Raw genomic sequence first — 17,225 nt, 5'->3', positions numbered from 1 at the left:
CATCATGGAGCACACAGGACCCGCGTATGGCCTCTGGCTGCTGGTGGTGGTGAACATCGCGGTGTTCGTCATGTTCGCCTTCAGCTTTTTCAAGCCGGCCAACGCGCGCGACTGGCGCAGTTTCAGCGCCTTCACGGCATTCATCGTCGCGCTGTTTGTCGAGATGTATGGCTTCCCGCTGACCATCTATTTCCTTTCGGGCTGGCTGGGGCAGAAATTTCCCTCCGTGGATCTTCTGGGCCATGACGCGGGGCATTTGCTGGAACTGCTGTTCGGTTGGGGGGGCGATCCGCATTTCGGCCCATTCCACATCCTCAGCTATGTGTTTATTGGTGGCGGCTTCTGGCTGCTGGCAGAAGCATGGCCGGTGCTGTATGCGGCTCAGCGTGCGGGTCAATTGGCGCGGACAGGCCCTTACGCGCGGCTGCGCCACCCGCAGTACATCGGCTTCGTGTTGATCATGCTGGGCTTCCTGCTGCAATGGCCGACCTTGCTGATATTGCTGATGTTTCCCGTCTTGATGGTGATGTATGGCCGATTGTCCTTGGCGGAGGAACGTGAGAGCGCGATGCGCTTCGGCAAGGACTGGCAAGACTATGCAAGCCAAGTCCCGCGCTTTTTTCCCCGGCTGGGGTAGAGAATTCTGGCCGCCGGTTCTCTTCTTTCTCTGAGGTGTCCATGAGTGCAGTTCCTCCATCCTTAGGTGCCAAGGCTCGTCATACGGTCCTTGCGGCGCATTCGCACGGCAACCGTGGATGTGGGAAGGCCTGAGTTGCCCATGCGCTCGAACACGGTGAACCTGGCCTTGGGCGGATTGCTAGCCGTACTCCTGGCTGCGGCAGGTTGGTATGCGTTGAGCGCGAAAGGTGCATGGACTGCCGCGCCAGAACCCTATGCGCTTCGTCCCGATGACCCACAGACGGTGCAGGCCGGCGCTCGCATCTATGCACAGCATTGCGCAGCTTGTCACGGAGTCCGTGGCCAGGGGCAACCGAACTGGCGTGAACACGGACCGAACGGTCTGTTGCCGGCGCCGCCACACGATGAAAGCGGGCACACCTGGCACCATCCTGATGCACAGCTTTTCGCCATCACCAAGCATGGTTTGGCCCAGATGATCCGGCAGCCTGGATATCGCACCGACATGCCCATCTATGACGGGGTTTTGAATGATGCGGAAATTGTTGCCGTGCTGTCATGGATCAAGGCGCAGTGGCCACGGGAAATCCGTGCACGCCATGACCAACTCAATGACCAGTACCACAAATCACTGGAGCACTGAGGTGCTCCTTCAGGACAGGCCTGCTGCCGTGGCAGCGGGCCTTGAGCGGGCAGGACAACGATCAGTTGGCGTAGAGCTTTTTCATTTGCTCGCGCTCGTTGATGGATTGGCTGAGCAGTTCCTGGACAACCTGCTGCCGCGTCTTGCTGCCCGCAGTGGCCTCATCGAATTTCTGCCCCATTTGCGGGGCCACCGAGTCACCGTGGAGCATCTGGTCATGGACTTTCGGATCCAGGGTGCGCTTGGCCGTGTTTTGCCCAATGTGCTCGGGCGTGATGTGAACCACATCACCATTTCCTTGATGCCAAGCAGAGGTTGCTTGGGCCATGCCGGACAGAGCCATGAGGGCAACGGTGAGCGAGAAAGAAATGGTCTTTGCAATCATCTTGAAGTCCTTGTCTATGGGTTGGGGCGGGATGTCCTGCCTGTGCGAAAGGCACGGACAGACTGTATGAATCTGTGGCCAACAAAACGATGACCAGCAAATTACGTTTCCTTCATTTCACCGGCCGCGCGAGGCATTTCCTCAGCCCGACCTGACCCCGCGACCGGTGCCCGTTGTCACCTTGGAGTTGAACCTGGAGCCACAGACCATGCCAGCAAGCACAGCGCTTATCTACCACTGCCCCATGCATCCTGAAATTCGGCAGGACCACCCGGGGCGCTGCCCCAAGTGCCAGATGCTTCTGGTGCCAGAGGGGGCGCCGATCCAAGAAGGCCATCAGCATGGTCATAACCACGGTCATCACCACGGCCACGTCCATGGTGAATCACCGGGGCCGCACGCAGCATCGGCGCATGTCGATGCGCCCATCGAGCCACCGCCAGCGCCGGCTGGAACGGTCTACACCTGCCCCATGCATCCTGAAGTGCGGCAGGACCATCCCGGCAATTGCCCCAAGTGCGGGATGACGTTGGAGCCCATCATTCCCCTGGACGAGGAAGACAACCATGAGTTGCGCGATTTTCAGCAGCGCTTCTGGTGGACATTGCCACTCACGGTGAGCGTGACGATCTTGGCGATGTTCGGGCATCGTCTCGGATGGTTTGACATGAGGGTACAAACCTGGGTGGAGTTGGTGCTGTCGTTGCCTGTCGTGGCGTGGACGGGCGGGCCATTCTTTGTCCGCGGCTGGCAGTCGCTCGTCCAGCGCAGTCCCAACATGTGGACCTTGATCGGTTTGGGGACGGGCGCGGCCTTCTTCTACAGCCTGGTCGCCACGGCAGCGCCCGGCGTGTTCCCGGACTCGTTCGTTTCCATGGGCCGCGTGGCGGTCTATTTCGAGGCGGCCGTGGTCATCATCTCGCTGACGATGCTGGGCCAGATCATCGAACTCAAGGCCCGTTCACAGACCTCTGCCGCGATCAAGGCACTGCTCGGCCTGGCACCCAAAACTGCGCGTCGCATCAATACCGACGGCAGCGAGGAAGACGTGCCGCTGGCCCATGTGCATGTCGGCGACCTGCTGCGCATCCGTCCCGGCGAGAAGGTGCCTGTCGATGGCGTGGTGACCGAGGGCCATAGCGCCGTGGACGAATCCATGCTGACGGGCGAGCCCGTGCCTGTGACCAAGCGCATCGGCGACAAGGTGATCGGCGCCACGCTGAACACCAGCGGAGCCCTGGTGATGCGCTCCGAGAAAGTGGGCGCGGCCACCATGCTGTCGCAGATCGTGCAGATGGTGGCCAACGCCCAGCGCTCCAAGGCCCCCATGCAGCGCATGGCCGACGTGGTGGCCGGCAAATTTGTGGTCGTGGTGGTGCTCATCGCCATTGCCACCTTCTTTGTCTGGGGTTTGTTTGGTCCGGAACCTAGCTGGGTGTTTGGTTTGATTAACGCAGTGGCGGTGCTGATCATCGCGTGCCCTTGTGCGCTGGGGCTGGCCACGCCGATGTCGGTGATGGTGGCCACAGGGCGTGCCGCGACACAGGGAGTGCTGTTCCGCGATGCTGGCGCCATCGAGAAGATGCGTGAGGTAGACACCCTGATCGTGGACAAGACCGGCACGCTGACCGAAGGCAAGCCCGCGTTCGACACGGCCGTGGCGGCCACGGGCTACACGCCCGACGAGGTGCTGCGCCTCGCTGCCAGCCTGGACCAGGGCAGCGAGCACCCGCTGGCCGACGCCATCGTCAGCGCCGCGCGCGCCAAGGGGCTGGAGCTGGTCAAGCCTGCCGATTTCGAGTCCGGCAGCGGCATCGGCGTGCGCGGCACGATCGAGGGCCGGCGCCTGGTCCTGGGCAACACCGCCTTGATGCAGCAAGAGGGTGTTGCCACCGATGCGCTCAAGGCCGACGGCGAGCGGCTGCGCGGCGACGGCGCCAGCGTGATGCACCTGGCCGTGGACGGGCAGCTGGCAGGCATTCTGGCTGTGACCGACCCCATCAAGTCCACCACACCGGATGCGATCCGGACGCTCCATGCCAGCGGCCTGCGCATCGTGATGGCGACCGGCGACGGCCTGACCACGGCCAAGGCCGTGGGGGCCAGGCTCGGCATCGACGAAGTGCATGGAGAGGTCAAGCCTGCCGACAAGCTGGAGCTTGTGGACAAGCTTCAGAGAAGCGGCCATATCGTCGCCATGGCCGGCGATGGCATCAACGATGCCCCCGCGTTGGCCAAGGCCGACGTCGGCGTGGCCATGGGCACCGGCACCGACGTGGCCATGAACAGCGGCCAGGTCACGCTGGTCAAGGGCGACTTGCGCGGTATCACGGCAGCACGGGACATTTCCGTCGACACCGTCCGGAACATGCGCCAGAACCTGCTCTTCGCTTTTGTCTACAACGGCATCGGCGTGCCGATTGCCGCTGGCGTGCTGTATCCGTTCACCGGGTGGCTTCTGTCCCCTCTGATCGCGGCATTGGCGATGAGCCTCAGTTCGGCGTCGGTGATTTTCAATGCGCTGCGACTGCGCCGTGGCCATTGATGGTGTAGGCACCTCCCCGCAAAAACCATGAATGCCGCTCTTCTCGAATCCGTGCTGACCTGCCCGCACTGCGGCTTCGCACGGCAGGAATCGATGCCCACGAATGCCTGCCAGTATTTCTACGAATGCCGCCAGTGCAAGGCACTTCTGCGACCTCGCCCGGAGGATTGCTGCGTGTTTTGCTCGTTCAGATCCATGCCTTGCCCGTCGGTACAGCTGCAGCGCAGTTGCTGCAGTTAGCCGCAGATAACAGAAAAGTAATCTGAGGCTCATCCTTCTATCAGGCCCGCCTGTCGAGAATGGCTGCATGGGATGGCGCTCCTGATCCGACGCGCCGGCAAGAACACTGAGGGAATCAACACCATGGATTCGACCTACCATCGGTTCACCGAGCTATTTCAACAACTGGGGCTGGCCTCTGACACCCGGAGCATCCAGGAATTCCTGGCGCGCCACAGCCCACTCCACCCATCCATCCGGCTGGAAAACGCCCCTTTCTGGAGCGAAGCGCAATCGTCCCTGCTGCGGGATGAAATATTGCTGGATGCGGATTGGGCGGAGGTCGTTGACCAATTGAACACTGCCTTGCGTGGATCGGAAGGTAAGTGATGCCCGCGATCCGCTTGAGACTATCCGTCGGCGCCGCTGTGCTGGCACTCGTTTTCAGCCAGGCAAGTTTCAGCCAGGAGGTGCGGCTCGGTGCCCATCTGGAAGGGCTGTTGGTTGCGGCGCGGGAGGGCAATCCAGAGTTCGCCGGCATGCAGTTCGAAGCCGATGCCGCCGCAGAGCGGGTGCTGCCCGCCGGGGCCTTGCCCGACCCCAAGTTCGGCATGGAGCTGCGCGACATCACCCGGATGGGCGAGCGCAATCCGACGCTGCTGCCAGGGCGGGTCGGCAGCACACGCTACATCTTCACGCAGGAGCTGCCATGGTTCGGGAAACGGGGCCTCAAGCGTGAAGCCGCTGAACTGCAGGCAGAGGCAGCGCGGGGACGGGTGGCGGGTACCTGGAGCGAATTGGCCGCCAAGATCAAGACGGCCTACGCTCAGCTTTACTACCTTGACCAGAATGAACGGCTCACCCGGGAGATCCTGGATCTGATGGCACGCCTGGAGAAGGTGGCCCAGGTGCGCTATGCCAGCGGACTGGCGGCGCAGCAGGACGTGATCCGCGCGCAGCTGGAGCAGACCAGCATGCGCAATGAATTGATCGCACTTGAAGCGGAACGCAGCCAGCTGCAGGCGCGGTTGAAAGCGCTCGTGGGGCGTCCCGCCAGCGAGACGTTGGCCACGCCGGAGCGCATTCGCACGCTTCCTGCGTCCGAGAGCATGCGCTTCGATGTCCTGGAGCAGCGTGCGCGGGCCAGTAATCCGCTGTTGAGAACCGAGGAATCGCAGATCCTCGCCGCCGAAAAGAACCGCGAACTCACCTACAAGAACCGCTATCCGGACTTCATGGTGGGGCTCTCGCCCATCCAGTACGGCAAGTCGATCCGCGAATGGGAACTGATGGTCGAGGTCACCATTCCGCTGCAGCAGGATACCCGGCGCGCGCAGGAACGGGAGGCGCAGGCCATGGTGGAGGCCGCGCGCTCGCGCCGCGAAGTCGCCACCAACCAGGTGCTCGCCGATCTATACGAAAACGTCGCTGGCCTGGAGGCAGCGCGCCGCACGCTGGCATTGACCACGGAGAGCCTGCTGCCCCAGTCGGAACTGACCTACCGGTCTGCATTGGCAGGCTATGAATCGGGCAAGGTGGACTTCGCCACGCTGCTGGATGCCCAGAGGCAGATACGCCAGGCCAAGCTCAACCAGGTCAAGGCAGGTGTGGCCGCGCAAACGCGGCTGGCAGACATCGAGCGCATCGTTGGAGAAGAACTGTGACAACAAATCTCAAGGTGGGCGCGCTCGTGCTGGCGGCCACGACACTGGCCGCGGGCGGCGGTTACTGGTACGGCCAGCGGCAATCCGCCGCGCACGAGGCGACGCAAGCGGTTTCGACAGTGGGTTCGGCAAGTGACAAGAAGGAGCGCAAGGTTCTGTATTACCGCAATCCGATGGGGTTGCCCGATACCTCACCCACGCCCAAGAAGGACCCGATGGGGATGGACTACATCGCGGTCTATGAAGGCGAGCAAGAGCCGGATGCTGGGAGCGCCCATCAGATCAAGATCAGCACCGACAAGGTCCAGAAGCTCGGGGTTCGTGTCGAGGCCGCCAGTTTGCGCTCCCTGGACAAGATGGTGCGCGCCGCAGGCCGCGTGGAACCCGACGAGCGCCTGACCTACGCCATCACGCCCAAGTTCGAGGGCTATGTGGAACGCCTGCATGTCAATGCGACCGGACAGGCCGTGGGCAAGGGCCAGCCCTTGTTCGAGGTCTACAGCCCGGAGCTGGTGTCGGCGCAGCGCGAATACGCCATCGCCGCCCAGGGGGTCGATGCCTTGAAAGGCGCCAGCGAGGAAACGCAGAACGGCATGCGCCAGCTCGCCGAATCCAGCCTGACGCGCCTGCGCAACTGGGATATTTCGGACGAACAGGTGAAGGCGCTGGCCCAGTCGAGCGCGGCGCGCCGCACGCTCACGTTCCGCTCGCCGGTGGCCGGTATCGTGACCGAAAAGAAGGCCGTGCAAGGCATGCGCTTCATGCCGGGCGACGCGCTCTACCAGGTCACCAATCTATCGTCCGTGTGGGTGATCGCCGATGTGTTCGAGCAGGACATCGGCCTGGTCAAGCCCGGCGCGAAGGCATCGGTTCGCATCAATGCCTACCCCGACAAGGTGTTCACCGGCTCCATCACCTACGTCTATCCCACGCTCACGGCGGAAACCCGCACCGTGCCCGTGCGGGTGGAATTGGCCAATCCAGGCGGACTGCTGAAGCCGGGCATGTTTGCCCAGGTGGAACTGCCCGCCACCTCGAAGGGGTCTGTCCTGACCGTGCCGGCGTCGGCCGTCATCGACAGCGGCACGCGCCAGATCGTGCTGGTGCAACTCCAGGAGGGCCGTTTCGAGCCCCGTGACGTGAAGGTCGGTGCCCGCAGCGAGGACCGCATCGAAATCATCGAGGGCGTGCGGGATGGCGAGATGGTGGTGGTGGCCGCCAACTTCCTCATCGATGCGGAAAGCAACCTCAAGGCTGCCGTCGGGAGCCTGGGACATGCAGGACACGGTGCGCAAATCCCCACGGAGGGTTCCACCAGTACCCAGGCCGTCACCGGCGTGGGCCACCAGGCCGAAGGTACGGTGGAGGAGGTTGACACCAAAACCTCCACGGTCACCCTGGCGCATGGCCCGGTGGCCAGCCTCAAATGGCCGGCCATGTCCATGGAGTTCAAGGTGGCGAACAGTGCCTTGCTGAAGGACCTCCAACCGGGCGCGGCGGTGGCGTTCGAATTCGTCGAACGCGGCCAGGGCGAGTGGGTGATCACCGCCGCCAAGCCCCGTGGCAAAACCACGGCCAATCCGCACGCCGGCCACAACTGATCCTCGGGAAACACCATGCTTGCGAAGATCATTGACTGGTCGGGGAGAAACCGTTTCCTGGTGCTGCTGGCGACCCTGTTCGTCATCGTCGGCGGTGTCTATGCCGTGCTCAAGACGCCGCTGGACGCGCTGCCGGACTTGTCGGACGTACAGGTCATCGTCTACACCGAATACCCGGGCCAGGCCCCGCAGGTGGTCGAGGACCAGGTCACGTACCCGCTGACCACCTCCATGCTGTCGGTCCCCAAGTCCAAGGTGGTGCGCGGCTTCTCCTTCTTCGGCGCCTCGTTCGTCTACATCATTTTCGAGGACGGCACCGACATCTACTGGGCCCGCTCGCGCGTGCTCGAATACCTCAACTTCGCCGCCGGGCGCATGCCCAAGGGCGTGACGCCGCAGATCGGGCCAGACGCCACCGGCGTGGGCTGGGTCTACCAGTATGCGCTGCTGGCCAAGGACAAGACCCTGGCCGAGCTGCGCACGCTGCAGGATTGGTACCTGCGCTACCAGCTCACCAAGGCCCATGGCGTGGCCGAGGTGGCGTCGATCGGCGGCTTCGTGCAGACCTACCAGATCACCGTCGACCCGGTGAAGCTGCGCGCCTACGGTATTCCCTTGGCCAAGGTGTCGCAGGTGGTGCGCGACTCCAACCGAGACGTGGGCGGCCGCGTGGTGGAGATGGCCGAGACCGAGTACATGGTGCGCGGCAAGGGCTACCTGCGCGGCGTTGGCGACATCGAGAACCTGGTGGTCAAGGCCGACAAGGGCACGCCGGTTCTCATCCGTGACATCGCCCGCGTGGAGTTGGCGCCCGACGAGCGCCGGGGTCTGACGGAGCTCAATGGCGAGGGCGAGGTGGTCTCGGGCATCGCCATGGCGCGCTACGGCCAGAACGCGCTGGAAGTGATTCACAACCTGAAGGAGAAGATCGCCGAGGTGTCGACCGGCCTGCCGCAGGGTGTCACCATCGAGGCGGTGTACGACCGCTCCGACCTGATTCACCGCGCGATTGAAACGCTCACGCGCACACTGATCGAAGAAAGCCTGATCGTCGCGCTGGTCTGCGTGGTCTTTCTGATGCATGTGCGCTCAGCCTTGGTGGCGATCCTGATGCTCCCGGTGGGGGTGCTGATCGCCTTCATCTCCATGCGCCTCCTGGGCATGAACTCCAACCTGATGAGCCTGGGGGGCATCGCCATTGCCATCGGTGCCATGGTGGACGCGGCCATCGTCATGATCGAGAACGCCCACAAGCACCTGGAGCGCCTGCCCGAGGAGCACACCAACACCGATCGCGTGGAAGCCATGATTGCCGCCTGCAAGGAGGTGGGCCCGGCTTTGTTCTTCTCGCTGCTCATCATCACCGTGTCCTTCCTGCCGGTGTTCACGCTGGAGTCGCAGGAAGGCCGCCTGTTCTCGCCACTGGCCTATACCAAAACCTTTGCCATGGCCGGTGCCGCGCTACTGTCGGTGACGCTGGTGCCCGTGCTGATGATGCTGTTCATCCGTGGGCGCATCATGCCGGAGGCACGCAACCCGGTGAACCGGTTCCTCATCTGGATCTACCGTCCCATCATCGCCGCCGTGATGCGGTGGAAGAAACTGACGGTTGCCACGTCGATCATCGTGCTGGGCGTGTCGTTCTACCCCGCCAGCCAGCTCGGCTCGGAGTTCATGCCCACGCTCAACGAAGGCACGCTGCTGTACATGCCCGCGTCGCTGCCCGGGATGTCCATCACCAAGGCGGCCGAGCTGATGCAGACGCAGAACAAGATCATCAAGAGCTTCCCCGAGGTGGCGTCGGTGTACGGCAAAGCCGGGCGCGCCAACACGGCCACGGACCCGGCACCGACCGAGATGTTCGAAACCGTCATCAACCTCAAGCCGGAGTCCGAGTGGCGCACGGGCATGACGATCGACAAGCTGATCGCGGAGTTGGACCAGGCACTGCAGTTTCCTGGCGTGTCCAACGCCTGGACCATGCCCATCAAGGCCCGCATCGACATGCTTTCCACCGGCATCCGCACGCCCATTGGCATCAAGGTCTTCGGCAAGGACCTGGGCGAGATGGAGCGCCTGGCGCGCGAGATCGAGACCGTGGTTAAGCAGGTGCCCGGAACGACCTCGGCGTTCGCAGAACGCATCACAGGGGGCTTTTACCTCAATATTGAACCCGACCGGGCGCAACTGGCACGCTACGGCCTGGGGGTAGGAGAGCTGCAGGACGTCATTGGCACGGCCCTGGGCGGCGAAATGGTGACCACCACGGTGGAAGGCCGCGAGCGCTTTGGCGTGACGGTGCGCTACCCGCGCGAGCTGCGCGCCGACCCGCAGCAGATCGCCCGTGAAGTGCTGGTGCCCACTATGGACGGCGCCATGGTCCCGCTGGGACAGGTGGCGCGCGTGGAAGTCGCCAAGGGGGCACCCGGCATCCGTACCGAAAACGCGCTGCTGTCGGCCTATATCTTTGTCGACATCCGGGACCGCGACATCGGCGGTTATGTGGCCGACGCGCGCAAGGCCGTGAACGAGCAAGTTCAGTTCCCGCCCGGCTACTACGCCACCTGGAGCGGCCAGTTCGAATCCATGGAGCGCGCGGTGCAGAAGATGAAGGTCGTCATCCCGGTCACCTTGCTCATCATCTTCCTGCTGCTGTACCTGAACTTCAAGCGCCTGACCGAAACCTTGATCGTCATGCTGTCGGTGCCGTTTGCCCTGGTGGGGGGTATCTGGCTCATGTGGTGGCTGGGCTACAACATGTCGGTGGCTGTCGCGGTGGGCTTCATCGCACTGGCCGGGGTGGCAGCAGAGACGGGCGTCATCATGCTGATCTATCTCGACCATGCCTGGGAAGAAATTCAGGCACGGCGCCGATCGGAGAACAAGGAGCCTGGCGTGGCCGACCTCTACGAAGCCATCATGGAAGGCGCAGTCGAACGGGTGCGCCCCAAGATGATGACCGTGGTTGCCATCATGGCGGGCCTGCTGCCCATCCTGTGGGGGACCGGCACCGGCTCGGAAGTGATGAGTCGTATCGCTGCACCGATGGTGGGCGGGATGATTTCTTCGACCGTGCTCACGCTGGCGGTGATTCCGGCGATCTACGGCCTGGTCAAACAATGGAAACTAAAAAGCGTGGTGGCCTAATTCCGTCAAATACTTGAGGCTTCTCTCATCTGTTACCTGATGGAGGGAGCATGTAGACGACGACTCTGATGGCTCCGGTCAATCTCCATGCGATTGGTGCGGGGCACTCGAGCCTATGCGCGTCATGACGGACAGATCACCCGATTCGGTGCAGCGCATACCGGGTACATCGGCGATGTCTGTGTCGGACGTCGACGCCGAGCGCTGCACATTGTTCGCTAGCTGCGGGTAATAGACGGTAATCTAACGATGCGAGGGCGCATCCTATAAAGCCCTCAACTCGGTGGGAGACCATCATGAAAACCGCAGGTAATGCCGATCATCGCGAGCCGTGGAACAAGGGAAAGATCGTCGGGCAAAAGGCACCTTTTAAGCTGAAGGACATTTGGGCGCTGCATGTCCGCCTCCAGATTGAAGGTCGGGTGCGTGAGCTGCACTGTTCAACCTAGGCATCGACAGCAAGCTGCGCGCATGCGACCTTGTGGCCCTCAAGGTCCGGGACGTGTGCCATGGAGATCAGATGGCCACACGTGTCATCGTCATGCAGAGCAAGACTCAGCGTCCGGTGCAATTCGAAATCACACAGACCACCCGAGACGCCCTGCAGACGTGGATCAAACAGGCCGGGCTGAAGTCAGAACAATTCCTGTTTCCAAGCAGGCTCCACGATTCACCTCATCTTGAAACCCGACAGTACGCCAGAATTCTTGGGCATTGGGTCGACGACCTTGGACTGGACCGCGCGGACTACGGCACACACTCCATGCGAAGGACCAAGGCAACGCTGATTTACCGACGAACAAAGAATCTGCGCGCAGTGCAATTGCTCCTTGGGCACTCAAAGCTGGAATCAACGGTCAGGTACCTTGGCATCGAGGTTGATGATGCCCTGGAGATTTCCGAGCAAACGGAAATTTAAGGGCAGTCGCCGCAATCGATGAGACGAAAGCGCTAGCTGCCAATGACCGGCTGCTTCTGGAGCAGCCGGTCGTTCGAGTCTCAACTCCGAGCGGCTGCAATCAGCCTAAACCGACGTCAACATTGCACCACGATTGCACGCCCAGGCAAACATTTCTAGAATTCGCTGCCCACAACCATCCACCGGAGGATCGAGTCCCATGCGCCACTGATGCGGCCGTCAACGCGACGGCGAATCTCCACTGCCCCCACGACGCGGGGGAGCTCTTTGCATCTTTGGACCATGTATGGCGATTTCTCATCTCTCCCTGGAGGGCGTGTCCTACGTCCTGCCGAACGGCGAAACGCTTTTTTCCGATCTCAACGAAAACTTTGACCAGCGGCACACCGGCCTGGTCGGACGCAATGGCAGCGGCAAGACCGTTCTGGCGCGCATTCTTTCGGGCCAACTGCAGCCCACCCGTGGGCGCTGTGTGCGAACAGGTGCAGTGCATTGCCTCGCCCAACAGGTCAGCCCACGCGCGGACACCACCGTTGCCGATCTGGCAGGCGTGCAAGGCGTGCTGGATGCGCTCAAGCGCATCGAGGCCGGCAGTTCCGCGCAGGCGGATTTCGACGTGGTCGCCGATCGATGGGACATCGAACAGCAGCTTGGGCAGGCACTGGCGCAGCAAGGCCTCACACATCTGGATCCCATCACACCGGCCGGCGTGCTCAGCGGCGGTGAGGCAATGCGGGTGGCCTTGATTGGCGCCCAACTGTCTAACGCGGATTTCCTCATCCTGGACGAACCCAGCAACCACCTTGACCAGCACAGCTGTCGGGCCTTGATCGAATGGCTGCATCACTGGGAGCGCGGACTGCTGGTGATCAGCCATGACCGTCTGTTATTGGCGCGCATGGATCGCATCGTCGAGTTGTCCTCCCTGGGCTTGCGAAGCTACGGGGGCAACTATGCTTTCTATGCGCAGGCCAAAGCACAGGAAAAGCAAAACGCACTCGTCGAACTCGACCGCGCCAAGCTCGATCGACGGCGCGAAGAGCAGTCCATGCGGCAACAGCGCGAACGTCAGGAGAAGCGCCAGGCGCGAGGCACACGCAGTGGCAAGCAGGCTAACCAGGCCAAGATCCTGCTCGATCGCCAAAAGGAGCGCAGCGAACAATCCATGGGGAAACTGCGCCGACTGCAAGCGGATGCGCGGCTCGAACTGTCACAGCGCGTGCGCGAAGCAGCCGCACAGGCTGCAGACGACCTGCACATCCACTTGCACGAGTCCCCCAATCCTGGAGTTGCCCCACGCAATGTGGCAGAGCTGGAATACGTGGAACTACCGTTTGTGCCCCAGGCGACTCGTACCATCAGCCTGCTGGTGGGAGGGCAGCAGCGCATCGGATTGTTGGGCCCCAACGGTTGCGGAAAATCCACCCTACTGAAGGTGCTTGCCGGCCGAATCGATCCCATGGCAGGTGTTTGCAGGGTTACCGACCGCGTGGCGCATCTCGACCAAGGGCTGGACATCCTGGATGCGCAGCTCCCGGTTCTCGGCCAACTGCAGGCTGTGAATCACACCCTGAGTGAGGGCGAACTGCGGACGCGATTGGCACAACTGGGACTGGACGCGCCAAAGATTGCCATGCCCAGCGGATTGCTCAGCGGCGGGGAGCGCCTCAAGGCTGCCCTGGCCTGTGTTCTCTATGCAGACACGCCGCCGCGCTTGCTGCTGCTGGACGAGCCCAGCAATCACCTGGATTTGCCCTCTGTGCAGGCGTTGGAGAGGCTGCTGACGAGCTACCAGGGAGCGCTGATCGTTGCATCGCATGACCACGCCTTCTTGGAGCAACTGTGGCTGACGGATCTGTTGGTGCCTGGCACCGAAGGTTGGGCACTCATGCCTGTTGACCACTTGGCTGCATGCCAGCTGCTCGCCATCGCTGACAAATCAGGAAAGTAATCCGTTGGACGGGGCATTCACCGCTTGCCACAACCGGCAGCCCCATAGCGCCAGTCCGACTGATCACAGCCCAAAGGACTGAGCCTATCGACGGTCCTTGCCCGGTGAGTGGAACTGCAGGAGCTTCTGGTGCAATGCATCCCTCACAAGGGGACAAGACAGTCCCATGGATCCATCACAGGCAATCAGATGCGCTTGTGCCGATTGGGGCCAGTCCTCGATATCGTCATCCAGAGCTACCCAATGCCTTGGCTTTCTTCTCTGGGCGTCCGCCAAGACCTGCACGCCTCGGGGGCTGCTGCGAAACGATGCAAGAGTCCAAGGATCCGCACCATGCACCCGTTTGTGAAAAGTGCCCCCAATGAACCTTGTTCGCAACGAATCGGGAAGCAATGTGAGGGTCTTGTTGTAGCCCGGCCGAATGCACCAGGTGCTGCTGAGCACCAAGGCCACCGCAGGAAAGGGCGCAAGCACCTCTTCCAAGTGGGGAAGCCACTCGAAAAGCGTATTGCCCGCCGCCTGATAAGGGCTCATGTATATGCCCTTTCGGGGATGCCAGAGCACCGCCTCGTGGTGGACGACACCATCCAGATCAAGGTAGAGCACGACGTCAGCGCTGCGCGGCGCTGATGCCGGGATGTAGGGAGTAGCGCTATCGAGCGTCTGGCTGACCATGCAGCGATTTTGAAGCGGCCTGGCCGACCTTGCCAGTTGTTCTGGGGCCGATGCCAAGAAATTCCAACGGCGTGCATCCCCAATACCTGGAAAGAGGCTGGCTCGGAGCCGTGCTTGCACCAAACCCGTGGCCGCTGGTGTTCACTTTTTAGCGATGTTCACGGAACGTGAACACGACGAAAAAATGAACAAGCTGATCGCTCCCGGTATCTGAACCAATCGCCAGCTAATGGGTCGCGCATGACAGGTAGCAACGCGGCTTCCGTTAGTGCACCTGGAGACCTTGGCCTTGCCCCCGGTCCTCAATGGCTGTAGCCTTCCACGCATGGAACGCGCGAAGCCTACTTTTTGCGGATTGGACGCTGATCAGGTAACTCAGCTCGCCAGGGACGCTGTGGCCAACGCTGTCGTATCGACTGCACGCGCCGGCATCCCGCTCACCGGGTATGTCGATGGCCGCGTGCAGACGATCCAGGCTTCCGCCCCCCACATTGCAAAGTTCCTGCAGGAGCAAAGCGCTGGCCTTGGTGTACCGTCCATTGAGATTGAACGCGATCCGGGCACGGGATTGCTGGTGGGCCATGTGCCAGGAATCCCAGGTGCGCACACCCAAGGTGAAACCGTCGAAGAACTCAGCGCACACCTGACCGAGGTATTGGAGATGCTGCAGGAACACACCGCAGTCGCCCTCAAAAGACCACTTCCTAAACATGCGCTGAATTCAGGCGCATTGGGTGTGGTGGTTCACGTCCATGGGCAAGGTGCTGCTTATGAGGTGGAGTTCTTGACACAGGATGGGCATACCGTCTGCGTCGAGACGCTCCAACCAGCGGATCTGGCTTCGGCGCAGATTTCCGCCGGGCGTGAAGAGGCTCAACAAGACTTGCTTCAGAGTGAAGAACACCGCCAGAAGCCCCTGTCACCTTGATCAACGTCTTTCCGTTTGGCGTGTCATCGTGCCTTTGTTGACGAGGTCAGCAACTGACGCACCCGCGCAAAACCCTCTGGAGTTCTGGCCACCTCTTCAGGCGTCATGCCCTCCAGTGCCTGGTTGGGGGCATCCAGCCAGCGGCGGGCCGCAAGCAGGCTTCCTTTGGCCAGGATGGCAAGGTGGTCGAGTTCTTCGAGGCGCTCATAGTCTGGACTGCCGAATTCAGCACCCACGGGAGCCATGCGATCCCAGTCCTGCAGCAGATCCTGCTGCGCCTTCTCGCCCATATCATTCGTGGTGGCAGCCCGGGCTTTTGTCATCGCCATTCATCCTTCACAGGTTGTGCCCTGAACAATTGCGCTGAGTGTTCACACCGCTCCTTTGGGTAAGGATCCGCATGAAGAATCCACATTATGAGTCTCTGGGCAGGCGCATGCGGGAGTACCACCGCACGCACCAGTGGCGCCTGTCAGAGGGTGGCCTGTACATCCCTCATGCGTACTGGAACATGGGGCCCGACAGCCTTTCGTACTGGGATGACGTGGGCTTCATCCTCAATGGACGGCGCGTCATGGTGTGGTGGCGGCATCCTCGGGACATCTTCAAAGAAGCCGTCTGCTCTATGGCTTGGGAAGAGGCTGGTGACGGCCCCCAGGATTGCTGGTTGTTCGAAGGGGGAACCCAGAACTACAAGATGGTTGGCAAATCGGGCCGGCGAAAAAAGCGGAGCAGCTACACCAGTGGCGAGCCTTCGGAGGCGCAGCGCCAATACTACGCCAAGCTATTCCAGATTGAAGCGCGCTTGATGCGGGATGGGATCGACCTGGAGGTTCGCCCGTCATGGAAATGGGAGCGTCTCAGTTGTGCCATGGGTGTGACCCTGGTGGCACCGCTTGAAGTGCGCAACGAGCAAGAGGTCGCAGAAGTGGCCCACTTGGCCCGCAACCTCATCTTGCGCAAAACCACGTTGTCACAGCAATTCCCGGGCTTTGTGTATGACAGAGCGAGCTGGCTGCGCGATCAAAGTCGAGAGCCAACGACCGTGTCTTCCTCCTTGGCAATGATGGCTTGCGAAGGAAGCCGATCTCCATCTGTATCGGAGTGAGCCACCATAGTGATGCCTGCTTGAAACTGCTATGTGGAAGAAAAGACGTCTTGACCATAGTCTTGCGCAAGGCTACAAAGACCCATCATGAAAGCACTTTCCGATCCCATCTTCATTGGCACCATGGTTTTCAGTGGCGTCATGATCCTCGGCTACTTCTCTTCAAAGTGGCAGAGGACTCACATGCAGGATCGTGCGAAGGACGAGAGGTAGCTCCTGGGCGGTTACCGAGCAAGCCAAGCCGACTTCACGACTTTTGTTCAAGCGCGGCGGCCCAAGCGCTGCAAGCTGAGAGACAACGGTGCGTTGGCTCGCAACGTCGCACTCAAACTGCGCATGTTCTGGTCGCCGGAGCAAATCGCTGGCTGGCTAAAACGTATTTATTCGCGCGACGAGAGCCTGCAATTGGGTGATTACGCTGGTGTTGCGCAGAAGTGGTCGAAAGCCATTTGTGCAGGCTGACCTACTGGTGGTTGATGCAAGAGGGAGGACTACCATGCCTGTTGAGATTGTGTTGCGTAATGACGCAGGCAAAGGTACGCTGGCAACATGAACATTTGTAATGTTGCCAGACAGTCAGTTCGGAACTACTTTGCTCCCTTGGTATGGGTATGGCGTGCGATCCATCGTGCTCGGAGCAACTCTTAGGGCAACGCTGAACAAGCTGTCGAAATTTGCCATGGGGCCCTGAACGACGCAGTTGTTTGGATGTTTTGGTCTCTCGTGAACCGCCCCGGGTTTTGAGGAGGCTCCAACACTTGAGAAGATGGAGCTATGAACAAGTCACCGAAGTTCTCCCCG

Annotated in this window: 14 protein-coding genes and 2 pseudogenes; 13 read left to right on the top strand and 3 right to left on the bottom strand. The window is 61.4% G+C overall.

Translation table 11 applies throughout. The annotated features are described in order from the left end of the window. Positions 1-4 precede the first annotated feature (4 nt). Together MJ602_RS16105 and MJ602_RS16100 are read left to right on the top strand one after the other, a co-directional pair. The gene (locus MJ602_RS16105; protein ID WP_243021785.1) at positions 5-637 is read left to right on the top strand and encodes a methyltransferase family protein; all 633 of its coding nucleotides are present in this window, start codon (positions 5-7) and stop codon (positions 635-637) included. A gap of 141 nt (positions 638-778) precedes the next feature. Next, positions 779-1,282 (top strand): c-type cytochrome, encoded by a 504-nt coding sequence (locus MJ602_RS16100; protein WP_243021784.1) that lies wholly within the window; start codon positions 779-781, stop codon positions 1,280-1,282. 61 nt (positions 1,283-1,343) lie between these two features. Here the strand turns inward: MJ602_RS16100 and MJ602_RS16095 are convergent, their stop codons facing one another. Continuing rightward, positions 1,344-1,667, bottom strand: a complete 324-nt coding sequence (locus tag MJ602_RS16095) for a hypothetical protein (RefSeq protein ID WP_243021783.1) — start codon at positions 1,665-1,667, stop codon at positions 1,344-1,346. Between the two features lie 208 nt (positions 1,668-1,875). Here MJ602_RS16095 and MJ602_RS16090 point away from each other — a divergent pair, with 208 nt between their 5' ends. The 8 genes and pseudogenes from MJ602_RS16090 to MJ602_RS16055 all read left to right on the top strand — a co-directional run bounded on the left by MJ602_RS16090 (position 1,876) and on the right by MJ602_RS16055 (position 13,713). Next, positions 1,876-4,212, top strand: a complete 2,337-nt coding sequence (locus MJ602_RS16090; RefSeq protein WP_243021782.1) for a copper-transporting P-type ATPase — start codon at positions 1,876-1,878, stop codon at positions 4,210-4,212. A gap of 27 nt (positions 4,213-4,239) precedes the next feature. Beyond that, positions 4,240-4,452, top strand: coding sequence for a GDCCVxC domain-containing (seleno)protein (locus tag MJ602_RS16085; RefSeq protein WP_243021781.1), 213 nt, complete (start codon positions 4,240-4,242; stop codon positions 4,450-4,452). Between the two features lie 123 nt (positions 4,453-4,575). Next, positions 4,576-4,821 carry a DUF2789 domain-containing protein gene (locus tag MJ602_RS16080; RefSeq protein WP_196995896.1) on the top strand — a complete coding sequence of 82 codons (246 nt, stop codon included), beginning with the start codon at positions 4,576-4,578 and terminating at the stop codon, positions 4,819-4,821. After that, positions 4,821-6,095, top strand: a complete 1,275-nt coding sequence (locus tag MJ602_RS16075; RefSeq protein WP_243021780.1) for a TolC family protein — start codon at positions 4,821-4,823, stop codon at positions 6,093-6,095. The genes MJ602_RS16080 and MJ602_RS16075 overlap by 1 nt, the downstream gene beginning before the upstream one ends. Beyond that, positions 6,092-7,696, top strand: coding sequence for an efflux RND transporter periplasmic adaptor subunit (locus tag MJ602_RS16070; RefSeq protein ID WP_243021779.1), 1,605 nt, complete (start codon positions 6,092-6,094; stop codon positions 7,694-7,696). The genes MJ602_RS16075 and MJ602_RS16070 overlap by 4 nt, the downstream gene beginning before the upstream one ends. 15 nt (positions 7,697-7,711) lie before the next feature. After that, the gene (locus MJ602_RS16065) at positions 7,712-10,843 is read left to right on the top strand and encodes an efflux RND transporter permease subunit (RefSeq protein ID WP_243021778.1); all 3,132 of its coding nucleotides are present in this window, start codon (positions 7,712-7,714) and stop codon (positions 10,841-10,843) included. Between the two features lie 296 nt (positions 10,844-11,139). Continuing rightward, positions 11,140-11,762, top strand: a pseudogene (locus MJ602_RS16060) (tyrosine-type recombinase/integrase). Between the two features lie 286 nt (positions 11,763-12,048). Continuing rightward, positions 12,049-13,713: an ABC-F family ATP-binding cassette domain-containing protein gene (locus MJ602_RS16055; RefSeq protein ID WP_243021777.1), complete on the top strand. Its 1,665-nt coding sequence runs from the start codon at positions 12,049-12,051 to the stop codon at positions 13,711-13,713. Between the two features lie 84 nt (positions 13,714-13,797). Here MJ602_RS16055 and MJ602_RS16050 read toward each other — a convergent pair whose 3' ends face one another. Beyond that, positions 13,798-14,388 (bottom strand): HAD domain-containing protein, encoded by a 591-nt coding sequence (locus MJ602_RS16050; RefSeq protein ID WP_243021776.1) that lies wholly within the window; start codon positions 14,386-14,388, stop codon positions 13,798-13,800. Between the two features lie 325 nt (positions 14,389-14,713). Between MJ602_RS16050 and MJ602_RS16045 the strand changes: the two genes are divergently transcribed. Then, positions 14,714-15,316: a DUF4926 domain-containing protein gene (locus MJ602_RS16045; RefSeq protein ID WP_243021775.1), complete on the top strand. Its 603-nt coding sequence runs from the start codon at positions 14,714-14,716 to the stop codon at positions 15,314-15,316. 23 nt (positions 15,317-15,339) lie between these two features. Here MJ602_RS16045 and MJ602_RS16040 read toward each other — a convergent pair whose 3' ends face one another. Next, the gene (locus MJ602_RS16040) at positions 15,340-15,639 is read right to left on the bottom strand and encodes an MbcA/ParS/Xre antitoxin family protein (RefSeq protein ID WP_243021774.1); all 300 of its coding nucleotides are present in this window, start codon (positions 15,637-15,639) and stop codon (positions 15,340-15,342) included. Between the two features lie 77 nt (positions 15,640-15,716). Here MJ602_RS16040 and MJ602_RS16035 point away from each other — a divergent pair, with 77 nt between their 5' ends. Next, positions 15,717-16,424, top strand: a complete 708-nt coding sequence (locus MJ602_RS16035; protein ID WP_243021773.1) for a hypothetical protein — start codon at positions 15,717-15,719, stop codon at positions 16,422-16,424. A 225-nt stretch (positions 16,425-16,649) separates the two neighbouring features. After that, positions 16,650-16,832: pseudogene (locus MJ602_RS16030) on the top strand (IS30 family transposase); the annotation flags it as partial. Positions 16,833-17,225: the final 393 nt, after the last annotated feature.

Origin of the sequence: Simplicispira sedimenti (genome assembly GCF_022760965.1) — a bacterium.
Lineage (GTDB): Bacteria > Pseudomonadota > Gammaproteobacteria > Burkholderiales > Burkholderiaceae_C > Simplicispira > Simplicispira sedimenti.
This window is presented reverse-complemented; position numbering and strand designations above follow the sequence as displayed.

What these genes read in the sequence shown, in the direction of transcription:
- MJ602_RS16050 (WP_243021776.1), bottom strand. Translation starts at nt 14,388, where the DNA reads ATGGTCAGCCAGACGCTCGATAGCGCTACTCCCTACATCCCGGCATCA.
- MJ602_RS16090 (WP_243021782.1), top strand. Translation starts at nt 1,876, where the DNA reads ATGCCAGCAAGCACAGCGCTTATCTACCACTGCCCCATGCATCCTGAA.
- MJ602_RS16105 (WP_243021785.1), top strand. Translation starts at nt 5, where the DNA reads ATGGAGCACACAGGACCCGCGTATGGCCTCTGGCTGCTGGTGGTGGTG.
- MJ602_RS16080 (WP_196995896.1), top strand. Translation starts at nt 4,576, where the DNA reads ATGGATTCGACCTACCATCGGTTCACCGAGCTATTTCAACAACTGGGG.
- MJ602_RS16085 (WP_243021781.1), top strand. Translation starts at nt 4,240, where the DNA reads ATGAATGCCGCTCTTCTCGAATCCGTGCTGACCTGCCCGCACTGCGGC.
- MJ602_RS16035 (WP_243021773.1), top strand. Translation starts at nt 15,717, where the DNA reads ATGAAGAATCCACATTATGAGTCTCTGGGCAGGCGCATGCGGGAGTAC.
- MJ602_RS16075 (WP_243021780.1), top strand. Translation starts at nt 4,821, where the DNA reads ATGCCCGCGATCCGCTTGAGACTATCCGTCGGCGCCGCTGTGCTGGCA.
- MJ602_RS16100 (WP_243021784.1), top strand. Translation starts at nt 779, where the DNA reads ATGCGCTCGAACACGGTGAACCTGGCCTTGGGCGGATTGCTAGCCGTA.
- MJ602_RS16040 (WP_243021774.1), bottom strand. Translation starts at nt 15,639, where the DNA reads ATGACAAAAGCCCGGGCTGCCACCACGAATGATATGGGCGAGAAGGCG.
- MJ602_RS16045 (WP_243021775.1), top strand. Translation starts at nt 14,714, where the DNA reads ATGGAACGCGCGAAGCCTACTTTTTGCGGATTGGACGCTGATCAGGTA.
- MJ602_RS16055 (WP_243021777.1), top strand. Translation starts at nt 12,049, where the DNA reads ATGGCGATTTCTCATCTCTCCCTGGAGGGCGTGTCCTACGTCCTGCCG.
- MJ602_RS16095 (WP_243021783.1), bottom strand. Translation starts at nt 1,667, where the DNA reads ATGATTGCAAAGACCATTTCTTTCTCGCTCACCGTTGCCCTCATGGCT.
- MJ602_RS16065 (WP_243021778.1), top strand. Translation starts at nt 7,712, where the DNA reads ATGCTTGCGAAGATCATTGACTGGTCGGGGAGAAACCGTTTCCTGGTG.